We start from the raw sequence: 14,271 nt of genomic DNA on the forward strand, positions 1-14,271 counted from the left end.
CGGTACCGTTTTGACCTGCTGCCACATTGGTAATGGTCTTATTGCCGGCATTAATACCGTCTTCACTTACCACTACATCACCCGCATTGAAAGTCGTTGCATTCACAGTAGTAAACGTGACGTTATCCGCCGTGGCAATCGCAATTCCTGTCGCAGATGGCGTTAACACGATGTTTTTACCTGAGGTAAAGTTCGCATTATTGTCATCTTTATTCAGCGTCTGAGCAAGCTTACCGTCCGCACTGGTGGTTAACGTTTGGATGGCAGTATCCGCTTTACCCAATGAATCTTTCGCTTTGTCACTTAAATCCACTGAAACATTGGTGCCGTCTAATGTTGTGACGATACCTGATATATTCGCGCTATCCGCATTCGCCGAACCTTTCACCGCTACCGTGCCGTTATCCGGAACATCAGCAGTATTCGTACCATCTGAAATATTCCAGTTGTATGCACTTGCAGAGATAGTCTGGTTCAACTGGTCTAAGTTAACCGCATCGGTACCATTAGTACCTGTTGCTACATTGGTAATTTTTTGGCTACCCGCATCAATACCATTACTATTGATAGTCACAGGACCCGCAGTCAACGTACTTGTATTAATACTATTGAAGCTCACATCATCAGCGGTTGCTACGGTGATGTCTTTGTCCGTACGGGTAATCTTGATGTTTTTACCATCTTTAAACTGTACGGTATCTCCCGGTGCTACTTTAGTTGCGGTATCGCCGTTTGTTTGAACATTCCAACCGGTATTAGCTACGTCAGAAACGTTTTTGATTGCATCGTGAATCGTGGTTTCACCCGTACCGCCAATATCAGTAAATGTAACATTACCGTTAGAATCAACCGCCGCATTACCACCGAAATTATTCACCACGGAGTTTGCCACATTGCCTAACACTCGGTTAGTTGCATAAAGCTGGCTACCGTTGATGGCATCGGTTGAAGTTGCAGAGATATTACCCGGTGCGACATATTTAATTTGTCGTTCCTGACCGGCAGAACCGACGCTCACATAGTCACCCGCCGCAACATTACCGGCGCCGGCAAAATCTGAATAGGTCAGATTGTTAACCGTTGCCGCTGTTTCGGTAGTTGCCGTTGCCGCTGCGGAATTATTACCTAATACAACCGATCCTTCGGTACTCACATTAATGTTATTACCTAATGCTGTGGTGTTAGCACCGGTTACACTAGAGTTATAGCCGATAACCGTTGCACCGTCTGCACCCGCCGTTGCATTTGAACCTACCGCTGTCGCCGCTGATTCCGTTGCATTTGCACCCGCACCAAGGGCTGTTGTCCATTGTGCGGTGGCTTGTGCGTTAGAGCCCAGACCTGTTGCATAATCACCGGTCGCCTTGGCGGAAATACCCATTGCCATTGACCAAGTATTACTTGCTACGGAATTAGTTCCCACAGCAATACTGTAAGAGCCGGTCGATTGCGCATTATTACCGATAGCAATCACGCTGTCATTGCTACTTGACGTTGCATTTGCGTTATTACCGATAGCAATCGCCGCCGCGCTATTAGCCTTCGTACCCTGGCCGATCGCCGTAGCATTATCGCCGGAAGCCGTTGCATTTGCCCCCGCCGCCATTGCATTTGCACCGGTTGCGCCGTCGTTCTTACGGTTGCCGGTTGCGGTTGAATTTACAGAATAGTAACGGGTAGTATTCGCTTCCAACTGCGCCACATTCACCGCATCCGTTGCGTTAGTTCCCGCCGTCACATTGGTGATGGCGTGGTTGCCCGCATCGATACCGGCGCTGTTGATAGTCACATCGCCCGCTTTGAAGGTGTCGTTGACCGTTACATTACCCACAGCAATGCTGTCGGCTAACGTCAGTTTTACTCCGTCCGTCACCGTGCTAACCACCAGATTGCTGTCTGAGGTTACATTGATAGTGCTACCCAAAGCGAAATTGTTCGCTTTGGTACCGTTACCGAAGTTAATGCCTTTGTTGATGGCATTAGTATTGTTGGTAATGTTATTCGCATTATTGGTAATATTCTGCGCATTATTCGCCACGTTCGTATTGGTGGCGTTTAACTGACTTAAATTCACCGCATCGCTGTCTTGCGTACCGTTCGCGACATTAGTTACCGTTTTGCCGCCCGCGTTGATGCCGTTGCTGCTGATGCTGACATCACCTGCGTTGAAGGTGCTGGCATTTACCGTATTGAACGTGACGTTCTCTTTGGTCGCAATCTTAATACCGCCCTGTCCGTCATCAGTCAGACTGATATTGTCACCGCTTACAAAGTTCGCTTTGTTGTCCGCTTTGTTCAGGGTTTTCACATCCTTACCGTCGATCTGCGTTACCACGGACTGCAACGCGCTGGTAGCGTTCGTTACTGCGTTTTTCAGCTTGTCTGTTGCCGCCACTTCGATTTTACCTGCAGAGGCGGTGGTGTTGATTAAGTCTCCGTCACCGTTTACCGTCAGGGTTTCACCCAGTTTGCGTTCCGTCGCCGTACCGCTGTCCGCCCCAAAGGTGATACCTTTGTTGTTTACGGTGGTATTAGCGTCCACGCCTTGCTGGATGTCAGACTTGGTTTGTTCGCTTAAATCGACAGATACATTGGTGCCGTCAAGTGCGGTCACAATTCCGGCCGTTTTTGCGCTGTCTGCATTGGCCGAACCTTTGATCGCCACGGTGCTGTTATCCGCGACCGCATTGCTGGTCGTACCGTCAGACAGATTCCAGTTGTAGGAGTTGTCACCGATATATTTTTCCAATTGACCTAAGTTCACCGCATCTGTTGCGTTAGTTCCCGCCGTTACATTGGTGATGGCGTGGTTGCCCGCATCAATACCGGCGCTGTTGATGGTCACGTCACCTGCTTTGAAGGTGTCGTTGACCGTTACATTACTTACCGCAATGCTGTCCGCTAATGCCAGTTCAACCCCGTCTGCTACCGTCTTCACAACCAGATTGCTGTCGGACGGCTTCACGTTGATAGTGCTACCCAAAGCAAAGTTGTTCGCACTGGTGCCGTTACCGAAGTTAATCCCTTTGTTGATGGCATTAGTATTGTTGGTAATATTCTGCGCATTATTCGTCACGTTCGCATTGGTTGCGTTTAACTGACTGAAGTTCACCGCATCGCTGTCTTTTGTACCGTTCGCGACATTGGTAATCGTGTGGTTGCCCGCATTAATACCGTTGTTGTTGATGGTGACATCACCCGCGTTGAAGGTGCTGGCGTTTACCGTATTGAACGTGACGTTCTCCGCCGTCGATACGCTAATATTGCCATTTGCGTCCGCGCTCACCACCGTATTGGTGCCGTTTACAAAGTTCACCGTGTTGCTGGTTTGATTCACCACTTTCGCTTCCGCGCCGTTTACTTGCGCCGTCCAGCTTTGTAACGCGCTATCCGCTTTCGTCAATGAGTCTTTCGCAGACTGACTTAAGTCTACTGCATAGTTGCGGGTATGATTTCCCGCGTCTGTCTTCGTGACCGTCACTTTATCCGAACCGTTACTTACCGTGGACGTATTGGCGTTCACTGTGTACACCGTGCCGTTCGCATCCGAGGTTGATGTAACTTCCGTATTATCGCCCGATTTCACTTGCGACTTGCTGGCATTTAATTGACCTAAGTTCACCGCATCCGTTGCGTTAGTTCCCGCCGTCACATTGGTGATAGTGTGGTTGCCCGCATCAATACCGCTGTTGTTAATGGTCACATCGCCCGCTTTGAAGGTGTTATTCACCGTGACGTTATCTACGGCAATACTGCTATTCAAGGCGAACGCAATCGCATTATCAGTCACTGTCGTGATAATGTTGCTGTCACCATTGTAATTAACCGTCTCACCTAACTGAACGTTATCATCGTTACCATTATCCGCACCGATGTTAAAGCCTTTGTTCACCGTAGTATTGGCATTCACACCTTGTTGGATGTCGGACTTGGTTTGTTCGCTTAAATCGACAGACACATTGGTGCCGTCAAGTGCGGTCACAATTCCGGCCGTTTTTGCGCTGTCTGCGTTGGCCGAACCTTTGATCGCCACGGTGCTGTTATCCGCGACCGCATTGCTGGTCGTACCGTCAGACAGATTCCAGTTGTAGGAGTTGTCACCGATATATTTTTCCAATTGACCTAAGTTCACCGCGTCGGTTTTATTGGTGCCCGCCGAAATGTTGGTCAATTTATCACCGCCCACATCCAGGCCTTCTGCGGTAGAAGTTAGGGTGGTGGTGTTCGCACCCGAACCGATGGTAACGGTGTTGCCGTTAACGTTAGTCGCCGTGACGTTGGTGAAAGTTACGTCCGCTTTGGTCGCCACGGTAATGCCGTTGGCCGACGGTGTAAGCTGGATGTTGTTACCGGAAATAAAGTTGGCGTTGCTATTCTCTTGATTTAAGGTTTGCGCTTGATTACCGTCCGCGCTGGTAGTCAGGCTTTGTAACGCGCTGTCCGCTTTCGTTAATGAAGATTTCGCCGCGTCGCTTAAATCCACCGCGTAGTTGCTGGTGTGATTGCCCGCGTTTGTCTTCGTCACCGTTACTTTATCCGAGCCGTTGCTCACCGTGGACGTATTGGCGTTCACTGTGTACACCGTGCCGTTCGCATCTTTAGCCGATATCACGTTTACGTTATCGCCCGCTTTCACGGAAGATTGGCTGGCGTTTAATTGAGCCACGTTCACCGCATCCGTTGCGTTAGTTCCCGCCGTTACATTGGTGATGGCGTGGTTACCCGCATCAATACCGTTGTTGTTGATGGTCACATCGCCTGCTTTGAAGGTGTCGTTCACCGTGACGTTATCTACGGCAATACTGCTATTCAAGGCGAACGCAATCGCATTATTACTCACTGTCGTGATAATATTGCTGTCGCCGTTGTAGTTAACCGTCTCACCTAACTGAACGTTATCATCGTTACCATTATCCGCACCGATGTTAAAGCCTTGTTTTATCGCTGCCGTATTAGCCGCAATATTGTTTGCGTTGGTGGTGATATTTTGCGTGTTGTTCGCTATCGCTTTGGTGTTATTGCTGATGTTGTTCGCATTATTGGTAATATTCTGCGCATTATTCGCTACGTTCGCATTGGTCGCGTTTAACTGGCTTAAATTCACCGCATCACTGTCTTTTGTACCGTTCGCGACGTTAGTCACCGTTTTGCCGCCCGCGTTGATGCCGTTGCTGCTGATGCTGACATCGCCCGCGTTAAAAGTAGTGGCATTTACTGTGGTGAATGTCACGTTGTCTTTAGTCGCAACCTTAATACCGCCCTGTCCGTCATTCGTCAGGCTGATATTGTCGCCGCTTACAAAGTTCGCTTTATTGTCCGCTTTGTTCAGGGTTTTCACATCCTTACCGTCGATTTGGGTTACCACGGACTGCAATGCGCTGGTGGCGTTCGTCACTGCGTCTTTCAATTTATCCGTCGCCGCCACTTCAAGTTTACCGGCGGAGGCGGTGGTGTTGATTAAGTCGCCGTCACCGTTTACCGTCAAGGTTTCGCCCAGTTTGCGTTCCGTCGCCGTACCGCTGTCCGCCGCAAAGGTGATGCCTTTGCTGTTTACGGTGGTATTGGCGTCTACGCCTTGCTGGATGTCGTTTTTCGTTTTCTGACTCAGATCTACAGCATAATTCGTTATGTTATTACCGGCAGACGTTGCATTAATAGTTACAGCGCCCGAACCGTTGCTGATGGTCGTACCGTTTGCATTCACAGTATAAACGGTTTGATTATTAGCACCTTTGGTTTCGGTTACTCCGGCAATGTTAGTACCGCCTTTCACTTCGGTTTTAGCCGCGGCAATAGCATCGTTAATATTATCTTCACCGGTGCCACCGATATTAGTGAATGTGACAGTACCGTTTCCGTCAACTGCCGCATTTCCGCCAAAATTATCTACAACAGATTTAGCCACATTGCCGATCACACCCTGAGTAGCATAAAGCTGGCTACCGTTAATTGCATCCGTAGAAGTTGCCGTTACCTGACCTGCCGCAACTTTTTGGATTTGGCGGTACTGATTATCATGACCTACGGAAAGAGTAGAATTTACATGCGAACCAGCAAAGCCGCCATAAGTTAGTCCGTTCACAGTCGCACTGTCGGTATCTACTCCTGCAGTTGCAATTGAACCTTCACCTAAAGCTACAGAATGAGCCGAATTTGCCTGAGCTCCAAAACCTAAGGCTAAGGCACCTTGTGAACCGGCAAAAGCACTATCGCCTACAGCCACAGCATTGGTTGCTGTAGCATTTGCGTCAATACCAACAGCAACTGAACGAAGACCGGATGCCGTTGTAGTATCACCCAATGCTGTTGAGAAATTACCGGTTGCATTAGAATTTTCACCCACAGCGACTGCACTTTGTGCATTTGCATTTGCACGGTTACCGATTGCAATCGTGCTGTCGCTCAAAGCCTTAGCTTCACTACCTAACGCCACAGCAGCTGATTTTGTTGCCTGAGCATTCACACCCACAGCTGTTGAACTGTCACCTGAGGCATTTGAATTTACACCACCGGAGAAGGAACTATCACCGCTAGCTTTTGCGGCAGAACCGATCGCAACAGTATTATTTGCAGTTGCCGAAGCATTCAGACCTGCTGCAATCGCCTGTTTACCGTTTGCCACAGCATTCGTACCGATTGCAATGCCGTCATCTGCTGCCGAAGCCACATTAGCGTTAGTACCGATTGCTACTCCACGTACTTCAGCTGAAACAGACTGATTACCGATAGCAACAGAATCCCGGCTTTTTGCCTGCGTACCCGTACCGATTGCTAAAGCATTAACATTACTTGCATTAGCGTTCATACCGTATGCAGCAGAACCGGTCTCCGTGGCAATAGAATTTGTACCGACTGAAATTGCACTTACTCCGGTCGCATTTGCATAAGAACCAATAGCTACGCCATTATTTTCCCATGTGCTTGCATTCATACCGATTGCAGTTGAATTATAACCCTGAGCATAAGCCTTATTCCCGATTGCCGTAGTATTTTCAGTTACCGCATTAGAATTTGTACCAATAGAAACAGAACTTTCGGCTGATGCGTTAGAACTTACACCGATAGCCGTTGCATTAGCACTTTCCGTATGTGCGGATTCACCGATAACGATGGAGTTAATTGCTCCTGAATTAAGAACGGTAATATTATTACCCATTGCAACCGTATTGTCCGCCGCAATAGTATTGTTGTTACCAATGACACGTGTTTCATCGCTGGTTAAAGAGTTATTATTGCCGAATACACCTGAGTTATTACCTGTCACCCAGCCATTGTTGTTACCAATACTATAAGTACCATAACCCGTTACATAAGTCGGATCACCAATTGCACCGGAATTTTCACCTGAAACGATATTGCCCGTACCGATAGAAATAGCATTATTAGCCAGAGCTTGCGCGGACGAACCAATTGCCAACGCATTCGTACCGTTAGTCGTTGCGTTATAGCCGGCTGCTAAAGATGCCATACCGGAAGAAACAGAGTTAAATCCGATGGCATTGGCGGCATAACCCGAAGCAGTTGCATTCAAAGCCGCAGCAAAAGAGGCAAAACCGGAAGCGTTGGCATCGTTACCTACTGCAGTAGCGCTTTCCGAAGCTTTGGAGCCTGTTCCCAACGCCGTACTAAATTGTTGACTTGCGTTTGCATTATTACCCAGCGCCGTGGACGAATTCGCTAAAGCTTTGGCTGAATTACCCACTGCCGTACTGCCGTTACCGCTTGCACGGGTATTTTTCCCTTGAGCCAAGGCATCTTTATTGGTTGCCCGAGAATCGTCACCTATAGCTATTGCACCGTCAGCCGTTGCATTGGCAGTAGCGCCCATTGCGACAGAATTTACTCCTGAAGAGATTGCATTTTGCCCAAAAGCAAGAGCGCCTGTACCGTTCGCAGTAGAATTTGTACCGATAGCAATTGCGTTACTGGCATTAGCTACGGAAAATGAGCCGACGACCGTCGCATTAGCCGCCGAGGCGGTAGAATTAAACCCCACTATGGTTGAGGACTGACCGGAGGCATTAGAACCTGAACCTAAAACTGTTGCACCGTCGGCGCTGGCAGTAGAGAGCGAACCCAAAATAGTGGATAATCTGCCGGAAGCGACAGAACGGGCTCCCAATACGATGGCACCTGCAGCCGCCGCATGTGTTGCGGTATAACCGGAAGGAACATAATATCCTGCAATTGTTTGACCTGCTATTTGGTCAAGATCATCCGAACCTATAGCAATAGAAGAATAACCTGTTGCTTTAACATCGGAGCCGATGGTGATCGACTGATCACCGCTGGCTGTCGTGTTTGTTCCTATAGCTAATGTTTGAAATCCGCTGGAATTCGCTCTTCCCCCGATGGCAACGGATTCACCGCCCATTGCACTAGCGCGGTAATTAGCCGATGTATTCGCCCCGATAGCAACAGAATAATTTGATGCCGTAGCATAACTGGCATTATTAACATACGCTTCGGCTTGGGAAGGCTTAAATATAGCGGCGGCACCGACTGCTAAAACGACAGGCGCGGAGCTTAAGACTGCAGAACCAAGAGTTAATGTTCCGACAGTCTTAGTGAATAATTCAATGGTTTCCTGAGTGATTTTTTTTGCTCTACGCTTAGAGGATTTGGTTTTACTCCGGCTGGCGGCTAATTCGGAAACAACAACTAAAGATTGGGTGGTTTTGTTCCAAATGACTTTATAAATGTGATTCATGAATGGCCCCTTATAAAAATGTGAAATATTAATTCAGGCTAAAACCTGAAAAAGTAAAGTTTACAGCTATACTACAAATCGGCGGCATTATCAGGCAAAACCTGCCTATATGCAAGCCTATTTGTAAGCTTTTAAGCAATTTTTGTTTAAATTTTCTCAATTTTGTTGAGCTAGTGTAAACAAATGTAAAAACACGGCTTTATTTATACCCATTTAGGGTTAAAAAACAATTTAATAAATAGAAGAATTTCGGCATCGCAATGTAGAAGCAAATTATCGTCGCGCTTTCCTGCAGGGTCAAAAAACATGTCATTTTTTGACCGCACTTTAGACTATTTTTATGGGGAATAGTATAGAGCTGCAGAAATGTTAGAAAGTAATACGGAAGTGAATAGCATTCTCCTATAAAAAGATTCCCACTATTTGGCATGATCATAAAAACAAAAACCCGATCCTAAGATCGGGTTTTTTATGAGGTTAACTAATCCGAAGATTAGAAGAATACGCGTAAACCAACACCGTAGATGTTGTCTTTTTCTGTACCAGCGTCGTCTTTAATACGTTCTTGTTCATACATTGCGTATGTCACAACATTTTTGTGTAATTTGTAATCCACACCGACTTGGTAGCGGTTAGCAATTTCTGTTGTATTACCGGTTGCTTCAGAACGAGTATCTTTACGTTCCCATTGTGCAAATACAGCAGACGGTTCAGAGAATTGATAACGAGCGTCAACCATTGCGTAACGACCTTTAGTACCAGCTTCTACACGTTGACCAGTACGGAACTGAGTATAAGCATCACTCACTTCATTTTTATATTGACCGTAGTTCAATGCTAAATAAAGTGGGCCATATGTCCAGCTACCATGTACTAACCAAGCTTTGTTTTTGCCTACTGAATCATTTGAGTATGAAACATCATCGTAATTATCTTGCGTATAACCTGCCGCAAATTCTAATTTGTTATCTTCGGCAAAATCATAGTGGTAGAAAGCGGTTAAACCGTAACCGTTTTTATATTCTGTTGTGCCTGCTACATTAGGATCCACTTCGGTATTGCTATGACCGAATAAGTAGTCAGCACCGAAGCTGAAACCGTTCCATTCTGCAGATTTAAATTTCACGGATTTATCTGAACGGGTAGTTAAGATACCGTATTCACCGGAACGGTAGTATGTTGCATCCTGTAATACATCATCACCGGTGGTGTTTTGACGACCAAAACTTAACGCACCTACGTCCGCATGTTTCAGACCGGCATATAATTCGCGAGTTGTCGGATCACCGAAGTCACTGTCAGAACCTCTGTTTTTTGTTTTATACGCTTCTTCTTCGAAACGAATTTGATAACCGGCAAATGCGGATAAACCGTTACCTAAATCTTGACTTGCTTTCACGATAATACGTGAACCATCATTTTTTAAGTCACCGCGTCCATCACCGACTTTACCTAAGAAAGCACGGAATGAACCGCTTAATTCAACTTTTGCACCGTCTTGTTCATAAACAACTGCGGCGTTTGCTGTGCTTGCCACTGCGGCTGCAGCGACTGCTAATGCTACTAATGTCTTTTTCATAATTTAATTCCTTATCAGAATTTATTTTTAGTACAACTCATTTTGAACTTTCCCATACGGGAAAAGTCAAACACGCTTAATATTTAAGCAGCTCGGATATTGCCAAAGATCATATGCATATGTCAATCAAAAAAACACAAGTAATTTTTATTTTTCTGATCGAGATCACATTTTTTGCAGATTTTTGATTATTTTTTGCACAGCTTTAGATCGAATGGAACGATTCAGCAGGAAAGGAAAAATGAAAAATAATCAATATTTAACTGGTTATAAAAACAATAAAAACTATTCATTTGTATAGCTTTTTATAAGGTTCGCGATTCGCATGGCAGACAGATCTGCATTAGCCGTCCGCCGGTTTGTAAGCCTGGCGGGCCACTAAGTAGATCTTTACGTTTAATTTATTGTAAGGGTGCAATAAAACCGCTTTTAAAATGATTGATTATTCTTCTACTCCATATCGCTCAAGGGCGAGGCTAGAAAACCTGAATTCAAGGAACGGTGGGTGCCGTTCCTTGTTTTTCATTATGCGATCCGATTTAAGATTTTAAACGTTCGAATCCCGCTTTTAAATCGGCAATTAATTCATCCGCATCTTCAAATCCGATATGCAGGCGAATTAAGGTTCCGCTTAAAGTGCGGTCAATATTCGGACGGATTTTTTTTATTTCTTCCGGTTGATTGCATAAAATCAGGCTTTCAAAGCCACCCCAGGAATATGCCATGGTAAACAGTTCGAAGTGATCCATGAATGCGGACAGTTGCTCGCGGCTTAATTTTTCCTTTAATTCAAAGGAGAACAAACCGGCGGAACCGGTGAAATCCCGCATAAAAAACTCATGTCCCGGACAGCTTGGCAAAGCGGGATGATAAACCGCCTTCACTTCCGGTTGTTCGGCCAGCCATTTTGCCACTTTAATGCCGCTTTCGGTGTGTTGTTTGAAACGCACGGCAAGGGAACGAATGCCGCGCGCGGTGGTGTAAGCGGTGTCGGCGTCCACCATTTGTCCCATCAAATAGGAATTTTCCCGCAACTGATCCCAACAACGGGCGTTGGATACGGCGGTACCAATCATCACATCGGAATGGCCCACCAAATATTTGGTGCCCGCCTGAATGGAAATGTCGATATCGTGCTCCAGCGCTTTAAATAAAATGCCGCCTGCCCAGGTGTTATCAATCATAATCACAATTTCCGGATTAATCTTACGCACCGCTTTGACGATATTCGGCACATCGGGCACCTCAAAAGTGAGCGAACTCGGGCTTTCCAAAAATAAAACTTTGGTATTTGGTCGCACCAATTCGGCGATTTTCACGCCGGCCATCGGATCATAATAAGTGGTGGTCACCCCCATTTTGCTCAGAATTTTGTTACAAAAATCCTGCGTCGGCTCATAGGCGGCGCCCGTCATCAGAACGTTATCGCCGGATTGCACGAAAGCTAAAATCGCATTGCTGGCCGCCGCCGCGCCGCAAGGATAAAGATAACAACCCGCGCCGCCTTCCATTTCGCACATTAAATCCTGCAACGCAAAATGCGTTAAGGTGCCGCGACGCCCGTAAAACAACGCCTGTTTGGCGCGGTTAACGGTGGCTTCTTTCTTTTGCGCCAGATTTTCGAACACTAAAGACGACGCCCGTTGCACCACGGGATTTACCGCGCCCCGGCAGACACGTTTATTGCGACCGGCATGCACTAATGTAGTGGCTAACGACTGTTTTTCCGACATAATGACTTCCTGTTAGATATAATTGATTAATTTAATAGATAAAATCGACTGTAAAAGTGCGGGCGATTTTTTTACAATTTTTTCGTTATTTTGCAACAGATTTGAATTTTTGCAAAAGTTTTTCCCTCAATCCACTTTAGGAGATTAAACATGGTATTAGTAACTCGTCAAGCACCGGATTTTACCTCAGCCGCAGTTTTAGGCAACGGCGAAATCGTTGAAAACTTCAACTTCAAAAAACACATTGCCGGCAAGCCTGCGGTAATTTTCTTCTATCCGTTAGATTTTACTTTCGTTTGCCCATCCGAATTAATCGCATTCGATCACCGTTACGCAGAATTCCAAAAACGCGGCGTAGAAGTGGTGGGCGTGTCTATCGACTCACAATACAGCCACAACGCATGGCGTAACACACCAGTTGATCAAGGCGGTATCGGCCCGGTTAAATACGCATTAGCGGCGGACACCAAACACGAAATCGCCAAAGCGTACGGTATCGAACATCCGGAAGCCGGCGTGGCGTTACGCGCTTCATTCTTAATCGACGCCAACGGCGTAGTGCGTCACCAAGTGGTGAACGATCTGCCATTAGGCCGTAACATTGACGAAATGCTGCGTATGGTCGACGCGTTACAATTCCATGAAGAACACGGCGAAGTTTGCCCGGCTCAATGGGAAAAAGGCAAAGAAGGAATGAAAGACAATCCTGAAGGCGTAGCGAAATACTTGAAACAAAATGCCGACAAACTGTAATTGTCAGCAACGTTTAAGCCACACCGTCGTGTGGCTTTTTTTATTCGGTAAAATCCGCTAAGGCCTGTAATAACACGGGAATATGGCTGTGTTCCACATCTTTCACGGCGGTCAGCAGCGTCACTTGCGAACGGCTTTTTTCTAATTGTTTCAACGTCGCCAACGCCTGTTGTTGCGGGGCGTTGCCTAATTCCAACCGATAAAGCCGGACGAATTCCGGATAATTTGTCTGCGGATTTTCGTGATAGAACTTGCGCAATTCATGGCTCGGACAAACCTCTTTCAACCAACGGCAGCGCGCAAATTTTTCTTTTGTGACGCCGCGCGGATAAAGCCGATCCACAAATACGGCGCAATCCTGTTCCGTCGGATTGAAATCATAAATACGTTGAACTTTAAACATTGCGCTTCCTCCTAATTTCAAAAAACATGAAAAAATCCGACCGCACTTTTATCGCTGAGAAGGTTCCGAAACATAGCGGTTTTCCGCCGTTTCCGGTTCCAGATCCAATTTAGCCATTAGGATTTGGTCGAAATCCTCTTCCATATTGCCGGTGACCAATAATTTATCGCCGTAAAAAATGGAATTCGCACCCGCCATAAAACACATTGCCTGCATTTCTTCCGACATACCCTGACGACCAGCGGACAATCGCACATAGCTTTTCGGCATGGTAATTCGGGCTACGGCTATCGTGCGGACGAATTCCGTCCAGTCCAGCGCTTCCGCATCCGCTAAAGGCGTTCCCTCCACTTTCACCAATTGGTTAATCGGCACCGATTCCGGCTGCGGATCCAAATTGGCCAGGCTGGCGATAAAACCGGCCCGTTCTTTGCGGTTCTCGTTCATGCCGATAATTCCGCCGCAACAGACTTTTAATCCCGCTTTGCGTACTTTGCCCAAAGTACTCAAGCGATCATCGAAATCTCTCGTGCCAATCACTTTTTTATAATGTTCCGGCGCGGTATCGATATTGTGATTGTAATAATCCAAGCCCGCTTCTTTCAGATCTTCCGCCATGCCGTCTTCCAATAAGCCGAAAGTGCCGCAGGTTTCCAGCCCTAACTCTTTCACCGCTTTGATAATTTCCGTCATTTTGGCAATGTCTTTCGGCTTCGGCCCGCGCCATGCTGCGCCCATACAAAACCGATTGGCGCCGCGGGATTTAGCGATTTTGGCTTTTTCAACAATCTCTTCAACATTCAATAAAGCCTGCTTTTGCACGCCGGTGTGATAACGGGCGGATTGCGGGCAATAACCGCAATCTTCGGGGCATCCGCCGGTTTTAATGGACATTAAAGTCGAAAGCTGAATGGCTTGCGGATTAAAGTTTTCGCGATGCACCAAAGCCGCACGGTGAATTAACTCCAAAAACGGCGTTTCAAACAGCGCCTCCACTTTACAAACCGACCAATATTCCACCTGCGGATGAGGTGTGACCGAATAAAGCTGTAATGTTGTTTCCATTGTCGTTCCTTATCAATAAGTTATATTT

At 46.6% G+C, this 14,271-nt stretch carries 6 protein-coding genes; 1 reads left to right on the forward strand and 5 read right to left on the reverse strand.

Going from position 1 to position 14,271, the window contains the following annotated elements:
- The 3 genes from P7M01_RS08035 to metC all read right to left on the reverse strand — a co-directional run.
- Positions 1 to 8,710: ESPR-type extended signal peptide-containing protein (locus P7M01_RS08035; RefSeq protein WP_317486336.1), on the reverse strand; the 8,710-nt coding region annotated here is incomplete at its 3' end.
- Between the two features lie 493 nt (positions 8,711 to 9,203).
- Positions 9,204 to 10,289 carry a porin gene (locus P7M01_RS08040; protein WP_317483501.1) on the reverse strand — a complete coding sequence of 362 codons (1,086 nt, stop codon included), beginning with the start codon at positions 10,287 to 10,289 and terminating at the stop codon, positions 9,204 to 9,206.
- Positions 10,290 to 10,828: 539 nt separating this feature from the next.
- Entirely contained in the window at positions 10,829 to 12,022 is a 1,194-nt protein-coding gene (metC, locus tag P7M01_RS08045) for a cystathionine beta-lyase (protein ID WP_317483502.1), read from the reverse strand.
- Positions 12,023 to 12,172: 150 nt separating this feature from the next.
- On the opposite strand from metC, the gene P7M01_RS08050 reads away from it, so the two are divergent.
- The gene (locus P7M01_RS08050) at positions 12,173 to 12,775 is read left to right on the forward strand and encodes a peroxiredoxin C (RefSeq protein WP_317475178.1); all 603 of its coding nucleotides are present in this window, start codon (positions 12,173 to 12,175) and stop codon (positions 12,773 to 12,775) included.
- 40 nt (positions 12,776 to 12,815) lie between these two features.
- On the opposite strand, the gene P7M01_RS08055 is transcribed toward P7M01_RS08050, so the two are convergent.
- Together P7M01_RS08055 and bioB are read right to left on the reverse strand one after the other, a co-directional pair.
- Complete coding sequence (locus tag P7M01_RS08055) at positions 12,816 to 13,178, reverse strand: DUF488 domain-containing protein (RefSeq protein WP_317475177.1); 363 nt, start codon at positions 13,176 to 13,178, stop codon at positions 12,816 to 12,818.
- 48 nt (positions 13,179 to 13,226) lie between these two features.
- On the reverse strand, positions 13,227 to 14,243 hold the full coding sequence (bioB, locus tag P7M01_RS08060; protein WP_317483503.1) for a biotin synthase BioB: 1,017 nt from the start codon (positions 14,241 to 14,243) through the stop codon (positions 13,227 to 13,229).
- Positions 14,244 to 14,271 lie beyond the last annotated feature (28 nt).

The organism is Exercitatus varius (assembly GCF_029577735.1).
Classification (GTDB): Bacteria; Pseudomonadota; Gammaproteobacteria; order Enterobacterales; family Pasteurellaceae; genus Exercitatus; species Exercitatus varius.

Coding starts and splice junctions, on each gene's coding strand:
- bioB (WP_317483503.1), bottom strand. CDS start 14,243: ATGGAAACAACATTACAGCTTTATTCGGTCACACCTCATCCGCAGGTG.
- P7M01_RS08040 (WP_317483501.1), bottom strand. CDS start 10,289: ATGAAAAAGACATTAGTAGCATTAGCAGTCGCTGCAGCCGCAGTGGCA.
- metC (WP_317483502.1), bottom strand. CDS start 12,022: ATGTCGGAAAAACAGTCGTTAGCCACTACATTAGTGCATGCCGGTCGC.
- P7M01_RS08050 (WP_317475178.1), top strand. CDS start 12,173: ATGGTATTAGTAACTCGTCAAGCACCGGATTTTACCTCAGCCGCAGTT.
- P7M01_RS08055 (WP_317475177.1), bottom strand. CDS start 13,178: ATGTTTAAAGTTCAACGTATTTATGATTTCAATCCGACGGAACAGGAT.